General features: G+C 47.7%; 22 protein-coding genes. 12 read left to right on the forward strand and 10 right to left on the reverse strand.

Annotation, left to right across the window (positions count from 1 at the left end; translation table 11 throughout):
• Positions 1-948, forward strand: a 948-nt coding sequence (locus DEF47_RS22995; RefSeq protein WP_287045360.1) for a flavin monoamine oxidase family protein, incomplete at its 5' end; no start/stop codon positions are given.
• 135 nt (positions 949-1083) lie between these two features.
• On the opposite strand, the gene DEF47_RS23000 is transcribed toward DEF47_RS22995, so the two are convergent.
• The 5 genes from DEF47_RS23000 to DEF47_RS23020 all read right to left on the reverse strand — a co-directional run bounded on the left by DEF47_RS23000 (position 1084) and on the right by DEF47_RS23020 (position 4660).
• Positions 1084-1380, reverse strand: a complete 297-nt coding sequence (locus DEF47_RS23000; RefSeq protein ID WP_287045361.1) for a hypothetical protein — start codon at positions 1378-1380, stop codon at positions 1084-1086.
• A 276-nt stretch (positions 1381-1656) separates the two neighbouring features.
• On the reverse strand, positions 1657-2595 hold the full coding sequence (locus DEF47_RS23005; RefSeq protein ID WP_012188902.1) for a replication-relaxation family protein: 939 nt from the start codon (positions 2593-2595) through the stop codon (positions 1657-1659).
• Positions 2596-2843: 248 nt separating this feature from the next.
• Complete coding sequence (locus DEF47_RS23010) at positions 2844-3110, reverse strand: hypothetical protein (RefSeq protein WP_041304199.1); 267 nt, start codon at positions 3108-3110, stop codon at positions 2844-2846.
• Positions 3098-3715, reverse strand: a complete 618-nt coding sequence (locus tag DEF47_RS23015) for a hypothetical protein (RefSeq protein WP_012188903.1) — start codon at positions 3713-3715, stop codon at positions 3098-3100. The genes DEF47_RS23010 and DEF47_RS23015 overlap by 13 nt, the downstream gene beginning before the upstream one ends.
• Before the next feature lie 66 nt (positions 3716-3781).
• The gene (locus tag DEF47_RS23020) at positions 3782-4660 is read right to left on the reverse strand and encodes a rhomboid family intramembrane serine protease (RefSeq protein WP_012188904.1); all 879 of its coding nucleotides are present in this window, start codon (positions 4658-4660) and stop codon (positions 3782-3784) included.
• A 211-nt stretch (positions 4661-4871) separates the two neighbouring features.
• On the opposite strand from DEF47_RS23020, the gene DEF47_RS23025 reads away from it, so the two are divergent.
• From DEF47_RS23025 to DEF47_RS23055, 7 genes are all read left to right on the forward strand, one after another.
• Complete coding sequence (locus DEF47_RS23025; RefSeq protein WP_041304202.1) at positions 4872-5090, forward strand: hypothetical protein; 219 nt, start codon at positions 4872-4874, stop codon at positions 5088-5090.
• A complete protein-coding gene (locus DEF47_RS23030) occupies positions 5090-5947 on the forward strand; it encodes a hypothetical protein (protein ID WP_012188906.1) in 858 nt (285 codons plus the stop codon). The genes DEF47_RS23025 and DEF47_RS23030 overlap by 1 nt, the downstream gene beginning before the upstream one ends.
• 186 nt (positions 5948-6133) lie before the next feature.
• On the forward strand, positions 6134-6436 hold the full coding sequence (locus DEF47_RS23035; protein ID WP_012188907.1) for a hypothetical protein: 303 nt from the start codon (positions 6134-6136) through the stop codon (positions 6434-6436).
• A gap of 82 nt (positions 6437-6518) precedes the next feature.
• Positions 6519-6977: a hypothetical protein gene (locus DEF47_RS23040; RefSeq protein WP_041304203.1), complete on the forward strand. Its 459-nt coding sequence runs from the start codon at positions 6519-6521 to the stop codon at positions 6975-6977.
• A gap of 300 nt (positions 6978-7277) precedes the next feature.
• A complete protein-coding gene (locus DEF47_RS23045; RefSeq protein ID WP_012188909.1) occupies positions 7278-8216 on the forward strand; it encodes a replication-relaxation family protein in 939 nt (312 codons plus the stop codon).
• A 100-nt stretch (positions 8217-8316) separates the two neighbouring features.
• Positions 8317-8757, forward strand: coding sequence for a hypothetical protein (locus DEF47_RS23050; protein WP_012188910.1), 441 nt, complete (start codon positions 8317-8319; stop codon positions 8755-8757).
• A gap of 259 nt (positions 8758-9016) precedes the next feature.
• Positions 9017-9253, forward strand: a complete 237-nt coding sequence (locus DEF47_RS23055; RefSeq protein ID WP_012188911.1) for a DNA cytosine methyltransferase — start codon at positions 9017-9019, stop codon at positions 9251-9253.
• A gap of 80 nt (positions 9254-9333) precedes the next feature.
• Here DEF47_RS23055 and DEF47_RS23060 read toward each other — a convergent pair whose 3' ends face one another.
• Together DEF47_RS23060 and DEF47_RS23065 are read right to left on the reverse strand one after the other, a co-directional pair.
• Entirely contained in the window at positions 9334-10056 is a 723-nt protein-coding gene (locus DEF47_RS23060) for a hypothetical protein (protein WP_041304206.1), read from the reverse strand.
• Between the two features lie 249 nt (positions 10057-10305).
• Entirely contained in the window at positions 10306-10623 is a 318-nt protein-coding gene (locus DEF47_RS23065) for a hypothetical protein (protein ID WP_041304208.1), read from the reverse strand.
• A gap of 499 nt (positions 10624-11122) precedes the next feature.
• On the opposite strand from DEF47_RS23065, the gene DEF47_RS23070 reads away from it, so the two are divergent.
• From DEF47_RS23070 to DEF47_RS23080, 3 genes are all read left to right on the forward strand, one after another.
• Entirely contained in the window at positions 11123-11728 is a 606-nt protein-coding gene (locus tag DEF47_RS23070; protein ID WP_012188914.1) for a TRADD-N-associated membrane domain-containing protein, read from the forward strand.
• 27 nt (positions 11729-11755) lie between these two features.
• A complete protein-coding gene (locus DEF47_RS23075; RefSeq protein WP_012188915.1) occupies positions 11756-12274 on the forward strand; it encodes a hypothetical protein in 519 nt (172 codons plus the stop codon).
• 442 nt (positions 12275-12716) lie between these two features.
• On the forward strand, positions 12717-15494 hold the full coding sequence (locus DEF47_RS23080) for a class I SAM-dependent DNA methyltransferase (protein WP_012188916.1): 2778 nt from the start codon (positions 12717-12719) through the stop codon (positions 15492-15494).
• A gap of 343 nt (positions 15495-15837) precedes the next feature.
• Here the strand turns inward: DEF47_RS23080 and DEF47_RS23085 are convergent, their stop codons facing one another.
• Positions 15838-16788, reverse strand: a complete 951-nt coding sequence (locus DEF47_RS23085; protein ID WP_012188917.1) for a hypothetical protein — start codon at positions 16786-16788, stop codon at positions 15838-15840.
• Positions 16789-17055: 267 nt separating this feature from the next.
• On the opposite strand from DEF47_RS23085, the gene DEF47_RS23090 reads away from it, so the two are divergent.
• Positions 17056-17424: a hypothetical protein gene (locus DEF47_RS23090; protein ID WP_041304211.1), complete on the forward strand. Its 369-nt coding sequence runs from the start codon at positions 17056-17058 to the stop codon at positions 17422-17424.
• Positions 17425-17523: 99 nt separating this feature from the next.
• Here the strand turns inward: DEF47_RS23090 and DEF47_RS23095 are convergent, their stop codons facing one another.
• Together DEF47_RS23095 and DEF47_RS23100 are read right to left on the reverse strand one after the other, a co-directional pair.
• A complete protein-coding gene (locus tag DEF47_RS23095; RefSeq protein ID WP_012188918.1) occupies positions 17524-19203 on the reverse strand; it encodes a hypothetical protein in 1680 nt (559 codons plus the stop codon).
• Between the two features lie 9 nt (positions 19204-19212).
• A complete protein-coding gene (locus DEF47_RS23100) occupies positions 19213-20589 on the reverse strand; it encodes a hypothetical protein (RefSeq protein ID WP_012188919.1) in 1377 nt (458 codons plus the stop codon).
• Positions 20590-20739: the final 150 nt, after the last annotated feature.

Genomic DNA, 20739 nt, shown 5'->3' on the forward strand with positions numbered 1-20739 from the left:
CAGTTGGTCACACTGCTGGATGCTGTGGCTGAGTTGGTTGAAGATACCGATGATATGTCACTCGCAGCGGCGATGCAGCAGGTTCTCGTTGAACAAGCTGAATCAATCGATCAACCACGCTTGAATTTCAGCATCAATAGCACGATTGAACATGAGTATGCTGCCGATGTCGAGGAATTATCAGCCCAGTATTGGGACAACGATGGGGAAGTTGTTGGGGGTGATGTGATCTTTCTTGATGGGTATGATCAAATCCTTGATCAACTCACGGCGGGCCTCACGATCCACACTGGGCAACCCGTTAACGCAATCAATTACACTGCTGAATCAATCACGATCACAACCGATACCACTACGTTTGAAGCGGAGCACGTCATTATCACCGTTCCGCTCGGTGTGCTCAAACAGGGCCGTATTCAGTTCACTCCACCGCTCGATACCATAAAAACCGATGCGATCACCTTGCTCAGATCAGGGCTGCTCAACAAGACATGGCTGCGCTTTGCAAGCGCGTTCTGGCCCAAGGAACCGGAGATCATTAACTATATTGATGAACAAAAAGGCCGTTGGGCCGAATTCCTCAACATCTATCACTATACCGATAAACCGATCTTGCTCGGCTTTAATGCTGGTTCGTATGCTCGTATGCTTGAATCACGCAGCGATGCGGAGATTATTGCCGATGGGATGCAAGTCCTGCGAACGATCTATGGGCAGGAAATTCCTGATCCTGAGGCGTGGCAAATCACCCGCTGGGGCGCTGACCCCTATGCATTTGGTTCATACTCCTTTTTGGTCGTTGGCGCAACCGATGCCCTGCGTGATGACCTTGCACAACCGATTGCTGGACGATTGTTCTTCGCGGGAGAAGCAACAGAACGCACCTATCCCTTCCATGGAGCCTACCTCAGTGGATTGCGTGCCGCCGATGAGGTGATGCAGGCATAGATTGAACTCCAATGATTAACGTTCACAGCCTAAAACCACAAACGACCCGCTGGGGTCGCTTGTGGGAGAGAAGAGAGAGGAGAAGGTTTGACTTCAGTATACCAGAAGATGTGGGTTATCACTATTAGAATGTTATTAATGCGCTCCACCCTCAGCATCGGTTGATGGTTGGGGATTGCCTGCTTGGAGCGATTTCCAACGTGTATAGTTCCCTTGAAAGGTATCTTGGCACATTGGTGCAGCCTCAAGTCCCCAAAGCAGATGTCGAATCGTTTCGGCGCGATCGCGCGTTTTATACATAATTCGTGCGTGGGGCCATGGCGCAGTTGCTGGCTCCGCCCATGCTTCAACTGTATACGCCCCTTGCCAACCAATAATACAGACTGACTCTTGATCGGGGTATGCTTCACGACGAAACGTTAAGTACATCATGCTTCTTCCAACAAGTAATGGCGTTGGATAGGGGATGACCACGAGATCGGCAAGCAGATCAAGATACATTATATAGACAGCTCGATAGGGATCATCCGGTTCGGACGTGCTTATTGAGAATGTTAATTCTTCTGTCACTGTGCGGTTTTTGGTATTTCGATATTGATGGAGTTCCATCGATGCTCCTCGCTCCTATTCAGACTATTGGCAATCAAAAGTATAGCAGCATGATGTATTGGTGGATAGCATGTCTGGTAGCTGCAGTTGCTCCATTCCTTATGCGATGATCTTCTCAAACCACGCTGCCCGTAAAAAGCGATGCGGCTGCTGCATGCGTTGGCCTTGCTTGGTGTACTGGGCTGTCCAGATCGGCGTGAGAATACCCGACTCACGCACCTCGTCGATCGTCGTAATCAGCAATTGACTGCCAGGCCAGCCGATTTCCCACGCATCGAGCACCGCCCGTTTGCGGCGTTCGCTCGGCACGGTAAAGGCAATCAGCGGCCAGTTGTAGCGCCCTTCCCAATACTTCGAGCGATACAACTCCCCATACGAATGCGCCTTCCCCGTGATAATACTCAATTCCTCAGTTCCGCGATCAATTTCAATCGCATAGAGTTGATCAATTTGCTTTGATTGTTGACCAATCCCCAGCCACGGATAGAGTGACGAGCGCTCACAGTCGGGCTGCGTTGCATCGGCCCAGCGGCGCACCACGACGATGCCATCGGCGCGTGGCCGTGCGGTTGGGCCTAAGTCCATCTCAATATAACTACTCATTCCCACAATGCCAGGCACATACGGCAAGGACTGAATCAAGCTAGTGATGACCTCGGCATATTCAATCTGGTGTTCAGCTTGATGCTGGAGATTGACCATGGTGGGAGCCAGCCGCTCACTGCCTTCTTCGAGCATCGGAAATGCCTGTTTGACGATCTCCCAGCCGAGCGGCGTGAGACTATACAAACGGCCATGGCGTGTCCAGCCCAGCGCACCACGCGGGTCATAGCCATGCGATTGAAAGTGTTCGCAATAGGTGAGCAGCTTGGCATCGACGAGCTTGGACAACGTGCGATTAACCGTCTGAATCGTCACGGTAAACGGATGACCCCACGCGGTACGCAGGTGGCGAGACAGCAAACGCCCAAGCCGAGCAACGAGCAACAGGATGTGCAACTCGATGGGATTGAGGCCAATAGCGAGCGATGAAGCCATGAACAACCTCCTCAGGATGAAAATGGTGGCTATCCAGCCTGTTAAAGAATGTCGGCACGACCAAACGGCCAGTTTAGGCCATTCTGATGGGCTATTCTTTTTTTGGCGGTTTGTGGGTGATAGGAATGCGCTCTGAATGCAGAATGAACACGGTTTGAACACTGAGAACCGAGAATAACCAAATGACCGTATTCGCCCCTCCCCGATAAACAGCCGCGTCTCTGTTGTGAGGTGCGGCTGATCTTCACTTAATGATGGCCGATAGATGTTTGTTCGCGGCGGTAGCTGTGGTAGAGCAGCAGCATGCATAGTTTCAATTGCTCGTGGTGATACTGCTCCTGCATGCGCTGGGTTCGTTTTAAGTACCGACGCTTCATCATGCGGATATTGATGGGCTGGCGTTTGATGGCGGGTGTGGATCGCGTGGGCATGACAAGCGGTTTCTGGCGACTGGTGATCACGATGACCGAAGCAACAATAGCTACCAGCGTAATAACAATGATCAGTCCTTGCATGAGGCAGCCGTCCCTTTCAGCACATCGCGCACCCCACGCACAAATTGGCGAATCATTGGCTCGGCACTCAAGGCCACCAGCGCGGCCAGCAATCCGCTCACGAGCGCAAACCACCAGCGATACCCAAACACATCATTCAACACTGTTTGGATATACCAGCCGGTTGCCGTGGCATCGAGTGAACTAACGATCACGGCACAGGTCAATCGCATGCGATCGACGTGCACGAAAAAGTAGGGTACTTGCTGATACCAGCGTAGCTCGTTTGGCACATTTACCCCGCGCCAGAGATGTTGGCCAACAAATGAAACCACCACATGACTCAAGCATCCGATCACAAACCAATCGAGCACTCCAGCATGGACCCATATGCCGTGGTATTGAAGCCAAAGACCACCGAGCACGACGGCGCTCGCCGTGGCAATCCCATTGGCAATCCATAAGACCACCCAAATCAACAGCATGCTCGCCTCCGCAATTAAACGGCTGCGGTTTACGAACTGCCAGCGGGTTTTCACCGTCGCGTTTTGGGGCAAGCCTCGCGCAACCAACACACGGTTGCGATGGTGCATATAGCCAAGTGGGCTTCGGGTTTTAAGACTCATCATTGCTCCTAAAACAGCGAAACCACATCACTCCGATGTGGTTTCGCGCAATATGCCAAGCTTTCGTTAGTTGATTGCGTTGGCATTCTCCCAAATAATTTCGTAGCCGCTTTCGCCAGCTTCGACCATCGCATACCGCTGCAAGGTATCAAAGGCTTTCGTGCCACTGGAGGTTGACGTAAAACCAAGCAAGCGGCGAAGGTCTTGTTTGGTTTTGAACTCGGTAATGTTCTTTTCGTAGAGAACTTTCAGGATTGCGTGAATATCATCAGCACTGATCGCACTCTTGCCATTGGTGGTGCGCAGAGCGGCTGATTCATCTGGTTCAGGCAACATTGCGATGGTTTCGTTGTGGCTTTCTGATGGCTCAAAACGCTCCTGCATGGCCGTTTGTCGTTGCTGTTTGCGTTGGGCTTCGAGGCGCTTGCGCTCGTTCTCAGCATCAACGCGCTCAAGGTGTTTAATATAGTCGATGGTTTGGCGCAGGCGATTCGGGGCGGTTGCGCTGGCATAGATGATCAGGGCAACGAAAGAACCAAATGTGCCCGCAATCAGATAGCCAAAGAAGCCCATGCTTGGCGGCATGTGGATGATCAAGGATGCGGTATTGAAGGTAACTTCCACGGCCAACGCAATGATGAACGCAAGCCAGTTCCAAAAGCCAATGGGTTGTTTATGCTTGAGTTGAATGCCGATGTAAGCGCTCAACCACATCAAGGCCAAGTCAATGCCCAGCACCATGGCCATGGTTGCGCAGGCCACGATAAACCACGCGAAACCAACTAAACCATGGGTGAACGCAAGCATGGTGAATGCCATATGCACAAACGAAACCGCAATGAACATGTTGTTGAGTCTACGAAAGTTGGTGATTAAATTCTGAATATCATTGTGTTCATCAGGTGGTGGTTTTTCATACTCAATCGCGCCTCGGAATTTTGTCATAGACTGGTTGCTCCTGAAGCCTAAAACGAAAAACACCGCCATTGCTGACGATGTTTTTCTCACGCTTATTCGGTTTCAACCAGAACGTGTCGTTGGAGCGGGAGACGAGCCTGTCAACGGCTTAATTCATCATACGATCATCTGTGAACGCTAGGATATTCGGCGAACAACACCACCGCAATGGGTGGTGTTGTTTGGTTTAGGAGCACCAATGGATCAACTAAATAAACACGGTCGTTGGTATTGCAGCACCTGTTGCCATGTGGCCACGACCGTTAGTGACTATAAAGCCCATAAAGCAACCCATGCGATGATTGGCGAACAGCATGACCCCACGGCCCAACCAGCCAGTTTGATTGAGCTGCCGATCGTGCGCGTCTGGCAACACGCCACCCGTTTAACCGTTGTGAAACAAAAGGGGGCCGCCTGATGCTTGCTTCCCATAATCGTCAATCGATTAAGTCGTTGATCATTTTCGGTAGCGGCTTGGCCTATGTACTTTCGATCGTGATGATGGAGGTCTTGGTTGGCTTTGCCCTCGGTGATATCAGCGATTCACTGATCATGCAAGCCTTAGTTGGTATTGGAATTCTAGGAACCTTTCTGAGTGCTTGCTTGATTCCGTTGGCATTGCACTATTGGCTGGCACCGGGAACACAATTCATTGTAGGGATTCTCTTTTGGTTGATAGATGTGGTCGTTTTGGCGATTAATGCCACCACCAGCTACCAACTAATTAAGCAGCTTGAATTATCGAGCTTTTTTACGATGTGGCAATTAGCGATTCCCTTTATTGGTCCGGCGATTACGATTATCGGCTGGGGCTTGGTCTATCTTGCCGATGATGGACAAAAGGATCGTCAGTCAGATCGCTTGCTGGAAACATCAAAACGGGCTTTGATGCGTGAGGCGGAGTATGCGCGGGTGAGTGCTGAGCATGAGTTTGCCATGAAGCAAATTGCCCAGGTGAAGCAATCGCTAATGATGGCATTACAGGCAAGCGATATTGCCAAGGTTGCCGAGCAGGGCGCGTATAACAGTGCCTTGACTATTACGCGCCAAATTGTTGGATTGCCGATTGATACCACCATTCCACCATCACGATCAGCCGAGTTGCCACCAGTGCCACCAGCATTGCAGCCTGTTGTACCACCCATGCCACCACCGCGATCAACCGAATTGCCACCATTACCAGTATCATCGGTTCCCAATCAGCAGCCCATGCAGAACGAGGATGATCATTGGACATTGCTTTTTGAGCAGCAAGCTAACCACCCAAACCCATAGTGCCAGTGATTGCCGTTGGTGGAAGTACAACACTTCCACCAATGCCACCAATGCAGGAACTGGCAGATGTCGTGTCACCATTGGTGGCAATGAGGGTTGATGATGGTGGCAACATCGGATTTCTTGATCTTCCGCTCTTAATAGATACGTTCAATCCGTTGGATTGGCGTACCGAGGTGAAAGGTAATGGGCAATATTGGCAATGGCGAAAAGGCAGCGGGAGCAACCGTAGCAGTCGCTACGGTGGAACCTTCGACCAACTCAGTGACGAGCGCAAAGCGGCCTACGAAGCGCACAAACAACGCCGTGCTGCGACAGATCAAACCGGTGAGCCAACAGGAAGCGCTGGAGATGTTGCGGAGCGCCTTGGTGTATTTACAGCTGAGCGGAGTGCAAGCGCGGTATCGGACGACCGAGGTGGGCTTACTGCTTCAGCTTGATGCGGTCTATCTCGATGGCGTGCGCTTCGCCGTGCGCGATTGCATCTGATAATGCAGCTATACATCTATTTGTATAATCTTAGGCTATCCACTAAAGTATGTGAGTGAACAGTGTATTTTAAGGAGGATTCATGAAGTCGAATCGTCGGTTTATCTACTTATTGCTTTGTTTGATATGCCTTGGTAGTCTTTCAACGCCCTCATCATTTGCGAATGATTCAGAGCCTGTTGATGATGATGTCATTGTTGATGACACGCGAGGTTGTCCCGGTACAGGTTATGCGTATGTGGCCATCGAAGAAAACCAAGGTGGACAGCGTTATTGGAGAACGTCTGATCATTATGCCGATGGATGTATTAAAAACAATCGTATCAAGATCAAGATTACAACAGGCTGCTTAACCGTTCGGATTCGGCTTCTTGAGCGGTATACGAATCCACCAGTTACGGTTGGCGTATTCGATTATCAAACACGATGTGCTATGCTTAATAAGCCATTCCAGTCATTTGGTGATCCTATTTTGCCGGGTACTCGGTATTGGCTGGAAATGTCGTATAAACCCCATGATTTACTGATTGTTCGTGATTAAGTGGCATTCATAATTCTCTTATGATGGGCTTGCGCTACTCTAGTAGCGCAATTTTATTTTTAGAACGAACTATAACAAGGTTTATGATTGAATAGTCCTTACTACTTAGGGCGGCCATTTGCTCCATTCCCCTAATAACCGTTCAAACCGTGTTCATTCTGCATTCAGAGCGCATTCCCATCACCCACAAACCGCCAAAAAAAGAATAACCCATCAGAATGGCCTAAACTGGCTGTTTGGTCGTGCCGACATTCTTTAACAGGCTGCATAGCCACCGTTTTCATCCTGAGGAGGTTGTTCATGGCATTATCGCTCTCCGTTGGCCTCAATCCCATCGAGTTACACATCCTGCTGCTCATTGCTCGCCTTGGGCGCTTGCTGTCTCGCCACCTACGCACGGCGTGGGGCCATCCGTTTACTGTGACAATTCAGACGGTCAATCGCACGTTGGTCAAGCTCGTCGATGCCAAACTGCTGACCTATTGCGAACACTTTCAATCGCATGGCTATGACCCGCGTGGTGCGTTAGGCTGGACGCGCCATGGCCGCTTATATAGTCTTACGCCGCTCGGCTGGGAGATCGTCAAACAGGCCTTTCCCATGCTCGAGGAAGGCAGCGAGCGACTGGCTCCCACGATGGTCAATCCCCAACATCAAGCCGAGCATCAAATTGAATATGCCGAAGTCATCACCAGTTTGATTCAGTCATTACCCTACGTGCCTGGCATTGTCGGGATGAGCAGTTATATCGAGATGGACTTAGGCCCAACCGCACGGCCACGCGCCGATGGGATTGTCGTAGTCCGCCGCTGGGCTGATGCGACGCAACCAGATTGTGAGCGCTCGTCACTCTATCCATGGCTGGGGATTGGTCAACAATCAAAGCAAATTGATCAACTCTATGCCATTGAGATTGATCGCGGAACCGAGGAGTTGAGTATTATAACGGGGAAAGCCCACTCGTATGGGGAGTTGTATCGCTCGAAGTATTGGGAAGGGCGGTATAGTTGGCCGCTGATTGCCTTTACGGTGCCAACCGAACGGCGCAAACGGGCCGTGCTTGATGCGTGGGAAATCGGCTGGCCTGGCAGTCAATTGCTGATTACGACGATCGACGCGGTGCGCGAGTCAGGCGTGCTTACACCGATTTGGACAGCCCAGTATACGAAACACGGGGAACGGATTCAGCAGCCGCATCGCTTTTTGCGGGCTGCATGGTTTGAAAAGATTGTGGCGTAAGAAATGGGTGGAGAATCGCATTGACTAAACCATGCGATTCATTGATATATCAAGCTGCTATACTGAAGGACGCACAGCCCACTATGAGCGAGGAAGATCGATGGAACTCCATCAATATCGAAATAGCAAAAATCGCACGATTATTGAAGAATTAACGTTCTCGGTAAACACGTCCGAACCAGATGATCCCTATCGAGCCGTCTATATCATGTATCTTGATCTGCTCGCCGATCTGGTGGCCGTCCCCTATCCAACGCCATTATTTGTTGGAAAGAGCATGACGAACTTAATATTTCGTCGCGAAGCATACCCTGATCAAGAGTCAGTCTGTATTATTGGCTGGCAAGGGTGGTATACAGTTCAAGCATGGGCAGAGCCAGCGACTGCGCCATGGCCCGACGCACGAATTATGTATAAAACACGCGATCGCGCCGAAACGATTCGGCATCTGCTTTGGGGACTTGAAGCTGCACCACTGTGCCAAGATGCTATTCAAGGGAACTATACGCGGTGGAAATCGCTCCAAGCAGGCAATCCCTAACCATCAACCGATGCTGAGGGTGGAGCACATTAATAGTCTTCTAATAGCAATAAGCCGTATGTTCTGGTATACTAACGTCAAACCTTCTCCTCTCTCTTCTCTCCCACAAGCGACCCCCAGCGGGTCGTTTGTGGTTTTAGCAGACCATTGCCAAGAGTTTATCCTTCGCGATGCCTCTGGTTATAAAGTTTATCTCAATAACTACTGCAAACCGCGCTTCACTCCGAGGCGCGGTTTTGTTTTTAGGAGCAATCAGCCAATGAGCGATATGACCGTTACCGATTTGTTTTGTAGTGCTGGTGGTAGTTCAACGGGCGTAGTCAATGCTGGGGCTACCGTGCGCATGGCACTCAACCACTGGAAACTGGTAATCGAAACCAATAATATGAACCACCCTGATACCGACCACGACTGCACCGACATTCAGGCTTGTGATCCGCGTCGCTATCCGCGCACGACAATCTTAATTGCATCTCCGGAATGCGTTAATGAGTAGGCCTACTATTGCAATATTACAGAAGCTACGACCAATGGCTGAAAATTTTGGTATTGAGTGGTCAGACCAGTTATAGACAATTAATTAGGATAATACTTTATTAAATCTTGCATGTTCGTTATTAATACAAATAAATTGGTTGAAAATCCGATAAATTGAAAAACCAAATTTAACCATATTAGTAAGTTTTTTTTGCGCCTTAAGTTCTCTATAATGAGTAAAGGAGCATAAGCTACAACAGAAAATGTTATAAATATCAAGAAAACTACTGAGGATATAGATTTTTTCGGTATAGTTGTATCTTTTATGTTATTTATTCCAATTATTCGTGATGATATATTTATATTTGATTGATTATTTATTAATATCTTAATTGTAATCTTATCCTCTGGGTTTAGTAATACAGGATCTAGTGTGATTCTTTTATTTGTTACGGATAAGGGTATTGTGAGATTTTCAGGGGAAACATCAACTATATTAGCAGAGAGGATTTGTTCTTGATTATCAATTTCTATAGTAATTGGCATTTCATAATCAGATTTTATGATTGGAATATCACCATCATTAGTTATTTCTAAGAGAATGAGCCTTACATCTTCTACGGGAGTACCATCAAATGTAATCTGTATTTTCTCTTTGGCTTCTTCATTAATACTAACGATTTGACTACTTGATATGATTGCATAACTGAGACTCTTCACGTCTTTATCAATACCACTCCATACTATTGGAACTACCATACTAAGTGCAGCAAGAATTAATCCGATAGTACCTTGAAGGTTGCTTTGTTTTTCTTCTGTCATTTGGTATCCCCTCTGATTAATTAATTTGATTCTGGTGTTTTTTACAATAACTCTCAATAATGACCTATCAAAGAATTGTAAGGATTATAATAGTTTCTCCTTTTGACTTCAAGCAATATACTATAGTATACCCAGTCAAAACCTTAAAAAATGGGAATATAGTTATGTAAATCATTCATTGAGGACGGCATCAATACTCTTTATGCAACAGAGCCGCTCTAGTCGATGATGACTAGAGCGGCTCTTCATCTAATTACCTGATTCTTCTCGTACTCGTGCAGCGATATAATTAAACTTGGTAACCGCTTCGTAATAAGGCAAGAACGGGTGAAGTACAGGGTTGAGTTTACTGCCCTGTTTCGGGTTGAATTGAACACACCATGCTTGATTCGCCGGAATATAAAAGGCAAGGAGATCACCATTAAACTCTAACAATGGTGGGGTTGGCGTTGAAACAAGTTTCAAGTTTTCTTCAAGGTTTGCGATTGCATCATGGATGTTATCGATTGCAATCCTGCCTGCTTGAATGTCCACAATGTGTTGCTTGGCGTACTCTTCAAAAGTCATAACAGCTCCTTTGTTGGATTATGACTATACCAGAGTATCACACAGAATTATAGTGAGCATACAATTCAGCTTGACGTGCATGATAGGATAAATCATCGCTTATTGATCCTGCTTCATTAATGGAGGTAGTTATGGGCAACAAGGCTTATGATCGAGCCAGAGGTTATTCTGATGCCATAAATAACAATACCACCGTTTCTTTCGTTGGATCACGCGAGTATTATGAAGGCTTCAAGGTAGGTATGTAAGGATAATAGCTTAAGTTCTACTTCATCATCCTCAGAGTCTTCTCCCTACATAGACATGAGAAGTGAATCATCATATCAATAAAGCGACTCAGGTATAAAGGGGAGCCGTCGATCGTACAGACCGCTGCGATCCGGTGGTGGTTAGTCAATGAGCCAACGATCAACGCATCAGAGATCGCCCGGCGGCTGGGCGCGAATAAGAAAAATAGATTGCGCTGGGTTCGGGAGATTAATGTACAGGAAGAAAAATAATGGAAGCTTTTTTACTATCGTTTGGCAAAGAAATTATAGCCCTCGTCTCGATAGCCCTTGGAATGTCAGCATCATTCTATGGGCAAAGTATCGTAAAAAAAGAGATTGAAATCAAAAAAAATCAAATTCAAGAGGCTGATAAAAAAGCTGAAAAAGATCCAGAAAAAATAAAACCTTCGTGGGATGCTGCACGCACCCGACTAGAATTATATTTTGATATGAATATTCGACAAGTTAATTTTATTTTCTGGTTGAGTGTTACAGTCATGATCCTTGGATTTGGTATTGTCATTTTTGGAATAACCCAAGCTATGACTTCAGAGGCAACTTTACCCGCCATTATTGCCAGCTCCGCTGGAATTATTATGGAGATTATTGGCGCTACCTTTATGGTGATGTATAAATCAACGATGGAGCATGCTGGAAGTTATACAAAAACCCTAGAGCGGATGAACTCTGTAGGGATGGCAATGCAGATCTTGGATACGATGCCCGATGATCCCGATCAGGGAGCACTCAAAAACACGACTAAAACAGAGGTAATTAAAATATTAATGCAACAGGCACATACGCCAGAGGAGCAAGCAACGTCGAAACAGCCATAAACCGATGATATAAGCAAGGAGACCTTTATGAGTGACGATAATCAATATAGCGATATTCCACATGCGGCCTTACGTTCCTATATTGAACAAAAGGGTTGGGTTCGCAGGTATCCAAATCTAACAGGTGGCAAACCGATAGGGTATGTTTACTTTGACGATCGATATATCGATGCAAATATCTTGAAATTTGTCGAGCCTCTTAATCTAGCAAATGCTATCCATTTTGCTCCAAAAGTACCAAAACAAGTTGAACAATTCATACCCAATAATCCAATGGGTTCTCTGCGTTTAAATATTCAAAATACCATCTTTTATTTTGTAATACCGAAGCAAGAACTTGAAGATTTATTCAACAAATCGGGCATGTCTGTGGCAGAGGTTATTAAATCGCACAATGAAGAAAAAATTAGAGAGATGGGAATTATATATAGTGACCATCAAGGAGTGCTTGATAGTGCTATTGGTAAGCATGTTGTTATTCCTAAGGGTGGAGGGTTTGTTGATCTAGATGGCTCCGAAATACATCTGCCTACAGTTATTCGCTAAAACTAAAATCCCAGTCAATAAATATTGGCTGGGATTTTCTTTCACTGAAACTACTTCAAATTTTCGCGCCGTGCCTCATAGCACGCTAACCGTGGGCCACGTGCTTCGGGTGATACGCGTAACTCACCACTGGCAGCATCATAGCTAGTTACGGCTTATATGACTGGCCATTAGACCTGTTGATTATTGATTATATTATCCGCAGTTTTCAAAGCATGCTTCTTTGGTTATAAGCCCTTCCAAGAACTCTGTTAATTAGTACTATGGTACGTAGTTATAGAACATATGTGATAGCTATTAGCTGTTAGGAAATTATTCTTATACTGGAGTATAACATCTGTCGGGGTATAAGGGGAAGAGCTGCATCTATTAATTAACTATCTGTACTTCTATGATAGGTCTCATATTCTTATAGTTCCACCATACTACATGTGAGGCCGCTATGCAACCTCTTGAGTTTGTGCGAAAATGGCGAGGTATTCAGGTCAACGAACGACGTGCATATTATGAGCATTTTACCGACCTCTGTTCTTTAGTTGGTGCTAAAACCCCGCTTGAGGAAGATCCCACAGGAACATTTTATACCTTTGAGGCCGGTGTTACAAAACTCAATGGTGGAAAAGGATGGGCTGATGTTTGGAAAAAAGGGTACTTTGCAATTGAATATAAAGGCAAGCATGGGAATCTTAACCGCGCTTATGATCAACTTCTCCAATATCGTGAGGCTCTATTAAATCCTCCACTCCTAATCGTCTCCGATCTTGACAGTCTCGTTATTCATACAAACTTTACCAATACAGTCAAAAAGGTAACAACACTTACTTTAGATGAAACATTAACAAGAAATGGCCTTGATACAATTCGAAGTATTTTTTATGCTCCTGATACCTTTCGATCTCCAGTCACACCAGAGCGGGTAACCGAAGAAGTTGCTGCAAAGTTCGCCCGCTTAGCCCAGCTTATTACCCGCTATGAAAAACACACTTCTCCGCAAGAAATTGCACATTTTTTAACACGATTATTATTTTGTTTATTTGCAGAAGATGTCAATTTACTTCCAAAGGATATCTTCTCTCGTTTAGTGACTCAAACACGTGGGAAATCCTCTGCGTTTGCAGCCCAACTCAGCCAGCTTTTCAATGTCATGACTACAGGAGGATGGTTCGGCATTGAGGAGATACGGCATTTTAACGGGTCGCTCTTTGATAATGCAACGGTTTTACCCATGGATAGTGAAGCACTTGATATTCTAGTGGATATCTGCTCCTATGATTGGTCATCGATTGAACCAGCAATTTTTGGAACTCTGTTTGAACGTTCACTCGATCCGGCGAAACGGAAGCAACTGGGTGCACACTATACCAGTAAAGATGATATTTTACTGTTAGTCGAACCAGTTGTTATTCAACCTTTAAGGGAAGAATGGAGTAAGCAAGAACAGGTTATCGAGGGATTAGTTACCCAGCGTAATGAAACAGTGGGTAATGATGTAACCAAAATTAATCGGCAAATTGAATTCCATATCAATACCTTCTTGCATAAACTGAGATCAATAAAAGTCCTTGATCCTGCCTGTGGAAGCGGCAATTTTCTCTATATCGCATTAAAATTGTTGCTCGATTTGGAAAAGGATGTTATTCGTTTTGGTGCTGATGCAGGCTTGCCGTTACAAATCCCACAGGTCAATCCAGAGCAATTTCTTGGGATGGAAGTTAATGCTTATGCTCATGAGTTAGCTCAAATTACGATTTGGATTGGCTATATTCAGTGGATGAAAGAAAATGGATTCGGAAATTTATCGGAACCTATCTTGAAGTCCCTCAAAACAATTCATCGTATGGATGCGATTTTAGCTTTTGATGCTGACGGGAATAGCATTGAGCCTGCCTGGCCTCAGGCGGATTACATTATTGGGAATCCACCGTTTTTGGGTGGCAATAAGATTCGGCAAGAGCTGGGTGATGGCTATGTTGACGCATTGTTTAGCCGTTATGCGGATCGTGTTCCTGCATTTGCTGATCTGGTGTGTTACTGGTTTGAAAAGGCTCGCGCAATGATTGGCAGTGACATAACTCGACGAGCTGGTTTTATTGCAACCAATTCAATTCGGGGTGGGTCGAATCGAAAAGTTTTAGAGCGTATCAAAACGTCTGGTGATATTTTTATGGGTTGGTCAGATCGCCCGTGGATTCTTAATGGAGCGGCAGTACGGGTGTCAATGGTGGGATTCGATAAAGGCGAAGAAATAATACATAGTTTGAATGGGATGATAGTTCAATCCATTAATGCAAACCTAACCCAAGACATTGATACAACTAAGGCTTTAATCCTTCCTGAAAATAAAAATATTATTTTTGGAGGAACAAAGAAAGGTGGAAAATTTGATATTACACAAGGTATATATGATGTATTGATGCAGAGTCAAAATAATCCCCATGGCCGTCCCAATAGCGATGTAATTAAGCCATGGGTCAATGGACAAGCGTTATTAGGAAAGGGAGAAAAACGATGGGTTATTGATTTTGGCGTAGATATGTCTCTGGAGGATGCAAGTCAGTATGAAAAAATATTTGAGTATATCAAAAAAGAAGTTTATCCTATTCGTATAAATAATAGGATGGAGAGCAGAAGCAAGCATTGGTGGCTTCATTCTTTTACAGCCCCATCAATGCGGCATGCAGTCGCCACTATCTCAAGATATATCGCTACGCCTCGGGTATCAAAATACCGACTTTTTGTATGGGTTGATAGCAACACAATCCCAGATGATGGGACATATATTGTTGCCCGCGACGATGACTATTTTATGGGTGTGTTGCATTCAAAAATCCATGAGTTATGGGCATTGCGGCAAGGAACATTTCTTGGGGTTGGAAACGATCCACGCTATACCCCAACCTCAACCTTTGAAACCTTTCCCTTCCCATGGCCACCAGCGAAGGAACCCAAGGATTCACCGCTGGTTAACGCCATTGCCGAGGCAGCAAAAGAGTTAGTTGAGAAGCGGGATCGGTGGCTGAATCCGGCTGGAGCAACCGAGGCCGATTTGAAAAAGCGCACGTTGACCAATCTCTATAACGAGCGGCCAACGTGGCTCGATTTGGCGCACAAAAAGCTGGACAAAGCGGTGTTTGCGGCCTATGGGTGGCCGGATACCTTGACCGATGATGAAATCCTTGGCCCTTTGCTGGTCCTCAATCACGATCGGGCGGCAGGCTAGGCGGGGAATGGTGGGGGGCGTGCGCGTTTATCAAGCAGCACGCTCCGGCTTGGTAGCAGTGCGGGTTTTACTTTTGTCCACTATCCCTCAAGATGCTGGAATTTTATCGCTAAAACACCACGACCCTGATTCGGGCTGTGCTATCAACCGACCAGGGTCGTGGTGTGAATTGTCATTTTGCTCGTGAGCCTGCGCAGTATCCTACGAGCGATTGCAGTATATCATAGCGACTTTGGGGCTTACAAGAGCCGCCGATTGGCACTGTCAAGGCTGATCGGTGGCTTTCACCCAACTTGCGCTACGAGGGCGCACACGGTTGCTTAAGCAGCTTGAGTGTCATAGGCTAGTCAACGAATTGGTTTTCGGATGTCTTACTCCGAATGATGCCTGCAAACAATAAGAGCGCTTCACGAAACTTGTCATGCTCGACTACAACGAGCTTGTGTAATCCGTCTAATGTGTGCGGTTGATTCGCGGATGTTGATATGGCTCCTATGGGTCGTGGCGATAACTCATGTATCAAGGCATTTCGCAATACTTTCAGTTCACTGGTCTTGCCTATATAAGCTATGCGTATCTTATTGAACGCGTCAAAAAAATAGCATTGGTTATCATTCCCTTTAATCTTTGTAGGGATACTTTCATCAAATAATGTTTTCCATTCACTATCTTTTTTAGGAGGTATCAGACCAAAGTATGCGGGAAGCGCATATTTTGTAAGTCGCTCCCAGGATGATGTGATTCTTATAATACAGTTTTCTAGATACGTCCATGCTCGTAATATGCCAATATTAACTTGGCTCATACTGATTATATTTACATTGGCCCCTAATTTCTTTCTTCGGTTTTTATACCTCTGCAAATCTGATAGATTCAAAAAATCATAAACACCTATATCTACCCACTGATTAAATAATGTATCAATCTGGGTTTCTGGGTACAAAAATCGCCCAAATCCCTCAAGGTTACAATTGATAAGCATAAACTGGCTGTCTATTTCCAGAGCTATTCCAACGGTTTTAATACGGTTTTTCATTTCATCATCAAATACGTGCCATGCACTAGGCCAAGACTTTTGGTATGTTATTGATTTGCGGATAACCTTATTGTTGCCATCGAGCTTGGCCGGAAGCCCATAAAGATAGAGGGCATGGAGGTTTCTTAAATTTGCACGAATGCTCTCTGGTATGTCGATCACTGACTCTTCTTGTTTATGAGTTTCATGAGAGGTTTTCGTCCATCGTACTCCTATACCCATTACGGATTCATTTTCGTTGATATTGAGATCTTCCATGATGCCCTCCCAGCATTATCCTGTCAGAACAACAATGCGGCGTTAATGATAAATATATGACATCTTCGCTTGACCTACTAGGCTGCATGAACCAATACATGCCGTTTAATACTCTATTAAGAGTGTTGGTACACTCAAATGGCCGCTAGGCCGCTCTGGCAGTGGTGCGAGGGGTGTTTGTGGTAGTGCAGTCGTAGTGAAGCTGTAGTGCAATGGTAGTGAAACGGTAGTGCAGTGCGATTGAGGGATTGACCAAACGGCTGTGGCATGATTGAATTGTGGGGAAACATTTTGTTGGGGGTGGCTATGACAAGGTACGAGCAACCTTTATTCCAGCTTCGAGACGGGGTAGGCCGTTTATGCTCTAGTGGTTCACTAGATGAGCGACTGGACGGTGCTTACGGGCATTTTGCCGCAACGTCCCTTTTCTTTACTGCAATAGATGATACAGCAATCGACACATTAGTTGCGGTGCGCGATGTCTATTCCCGTTTAGTGGAAGCATTTGCTGTTCATGGCGGGCGAGGTGGGTCTGACCATGAATCTATAAAAGGCGATTTAACACCAGCAGGTTTTGATACAATCGCGCAGTTATATCTAACTCTTTATGATACACTACGAGGCCAAGACCTCTAAACGACAAAACGACGGTCGCCGGAGCGCACACGCCGTTTTGTGGAAGCATCACTTCATATCAAGGAGTACTTGGTACTACCCCAAGTGCTCCCTTCTTTATTAGCCCTGCGCCAGCCAGAGATCGAGTTGCTTGATCGGTGCTTCGGGCGTAACACTCACCTCACCTGTCACGAGATTAACCGAGGTTTCCGCCAGTGTATAACTGCGTTTGTTGATCGCACCGGATAAATCGCCGATGGTGATCACGTCGCCCCGACTGAGCAGGTCAAGCGGCTCTCTTACGTTGTACTCATTGCGCACGGCGCGGACACCCAAGCTGGCGCGAACGGTCGGTGCAGCATCGGTTAGGGCTACACTGCGCAACGTGGCCGCTTCGGTCGCGTCGGTGGTTTCGCTGGCAATGGTGCGCTGGCGGACAATGCCTAAGGCATAGCGCTCGCTGGCGTTTTCCGCAAACGCGGTATAGAGTGGCTGGTTACTCGCGTTTTTGTAGGCAAAACGTACCTGATTGGTTGCCTCGCCCAGTGCTTTCTCTAACTCAATCGAGCCATCGACCAAGGCGAAGGTGCGGCCCACTTCTTTAGGGCCAAAGTACAGATATTGGGCATCGTCAACATAGGTGACATACTGCGCCTGATCAGCCAACTCCTGCACCACGCTTAAGCCCGATGCAGCCGACCATACGGCTTCCAAACAATCGCGACTACTCTTGCTGATCCGCGCACTGCTCTGCTTGATCCCGCTACCCGGGTTGGTTGTGAGGTTGCGGCTTAAGACATCCTCCACAATCTCTTTGTCCGTGACCACAATCCCGCGCACCGTGCTGCCCAGAACGTGGGTCTTGGTGAAGGCGGCTTGGAATTGGGTCGCGGTGACGGCCAAGACTACGACGCTCTCACTATTCGCGCCGCCGCTTTCGATGGTCAGGCGTTGGCCAACCGCGATATTGGCGGTACTCGCCACGGTCACAAAGGCTGTGCCGATGGCAATCGCGCCGCTGGTCGTGGTGTTCACCATATTGGTGGTGACGGTGGCCACGCGGAGGTTGCTGATCTTCAGGTAATCATCGCCTGTTTCGCCAATATAGGTTGCCAGCGCCGCGTTGTAATACATCGCAACACTAACCAAGGGCCGCGCCGCGAAGGTGAAGCACATGGAGCCAGTTTGGGCCGTGCCGTTGCCGAGGGCAATCGTGGTGGCTCCGGTTTGGCTGCTGTAGTCGCGCTCGGCAGCGAGGAAGGTCGCCAGCCAATTGGTTGGGCCTTTGAACCGCCAATCGAACTGAATCACCTGAAAGCCGGTAGTGTTCAGATTCGCCGGAATGAACATGGATTGACGGCCAATCCCCTTGGCGTTCGAGAATTGTTCGTTTTTGCGCGGAGACAGGCTGATCGTGCTATCGTCGTGGCGCATCTCCCAGCGCTCGGGCGTGGACGAGGCGGTTTCTACGGGCAACCAGCCATCGAGCTTGGTGACTGACCACCAGCCATCGTACTCCAAGTCATCGAGCGTGACGATCAGATTGTGGCATTCAATCGCCAAGCCCTGATCAATCAAGCGCAGGGTTACGGTGCGATAGCGCAAAACCTTGCCATCGTTGCGTTGCACCACAGCGGTCAATAATCGCGCTTGGGCATACAGCGTTTTGGCGATGAACGGCGCAAGGCGCACACTGGCGGTTAGGCCATTGGTGCTCAAGGTTGCGTCCGTGACCTGGCGATCAAACCGTGCCAGTTGCACATTGGTGAAGGGATCATAAAGCGAAATCGCGTACTGCATTGACCCCTCCTACAGTGGAATAATCGCGCCGTTGAGGCGTGATGCTTGGACGGTCATGGTGCGAGCACTGGCGGCATTTTCGGTGGTGGCACTCCAGGCATTGCCATTGACCGCAAACAAATTGACATCCAGCTGGAGATCCTTCGTCAATGCCAAGGGATTGCTATCGGTGGGCACGGCTTGGGTCACGCCTGCGCTGGTGTAGGTCAAACTGGCATCGGGATTGCTCAGATAGCGGGCATCGACGGTGATCGTGGTGGTCGTGCTCGGGAGCGGCAGCGATGCGAACGGAATCACACTCCAGCCGCCTGCATCGGCGGCAATCGTCAGGATGGCGTTGATGTAGATCGCTCCAGCGTTGGTCAGATTGGTCAGCTTGAGTTGATGACCCGTGATTAAGTAGGGTGCGCTGGTTTGGCCAAGCGGGACAATGATCGGCGTGGCACTATCGACGAGGGTCGCACGGCCTTCGATCAACGCGCCATTGCTCCGCACGACAGGCGTAATGAGGAATGGTGCGGTGGTTTTGAGCATCGCCCATTGAATCACCGAGCGGCTATTGAGCGGCCCAATATCCGTCAAGACCCCGTTCGGTGAATAGGATGGCGTGACGCTGGGAAAGTTGTAGAAACAGACCAGATTATCAGTGGCATAGACTCCTGATGCCTGAATTTGGCGTGACCAGCCAAAGACACTGGGACTGGGCGCAAACAACCACGCCGCCGATTTGACCATTTTGCCACGTGGCGCGACGGCAATCAATCCACTAATGGTTGCGCCGTTGGTCGCTGCGGCCACGTTCAGGGTGAGGTTGGTGGGGCTTTCCAGCGGGGCTGCGCTGCCGCTGAAATTCGGCTGATGAATAGTGGCAATATTGGCACTGGCGCTGGTGCTGCTGCTCACACTACTGGCGGCGCAACGCAGCGGACGACAGAGAAAGGTGACAGGCACATTCAGAATCCACCAAACATCATTGTCTTGGATCAAGGTGGGCGATGTGCCAACCATGGGCGTATCGCCTGCGCGGCCCATCACCAGCATATCGCTATGGACGGTGGTATCACTGGGCTTGGTACGCCACACGACTGCGCTACTATAGCCTTCTTCATAGAAACGCTCAGCATCATCGAGCAAGACCATCAGCGCGTGATAGGCGGCCCACGCCTGATCTTCATTGGTTCCGCCGAAGATGTTCACGGCAAACGATTGCACGCTCGGCTGAAACTGTTCGCCATTGGAGATCAGACGGCGGTCACGCTGCGGCACTTGCGGCTGCCATGAGCCATCGACGAGCCAATAACAGGTGGTTCCTTCGGTTGGGTTTACGCCAGCAGGCATGAAATCAATCACGACGCTGCCATTGCGCAAGAGTTGCATGGTTGTCATAAATCCGCCCTCCTTTGGGCGGGGGTTTGGTTGGGTTAATGGTCGTGTGTGCAGGGTTGTTTCAGCCCTGCACACGGTCAATCGTTATTTGCCATATGGATTGGTTTTGAGCAGGATATTGGCGCTACCCAAAATATCTTTCATCTTCTT

Origin of the sequence: Herpetosiphon sp. (assembly GCF_003512625.1) — a bacterium.
Classification (GTDB): Bacteria; Chloroflexota; Chloroflexia; order Chloroflexales; family Herpetosiphonaceae; genus Herpetosiphon; species Herpetosiphon aurantiacus.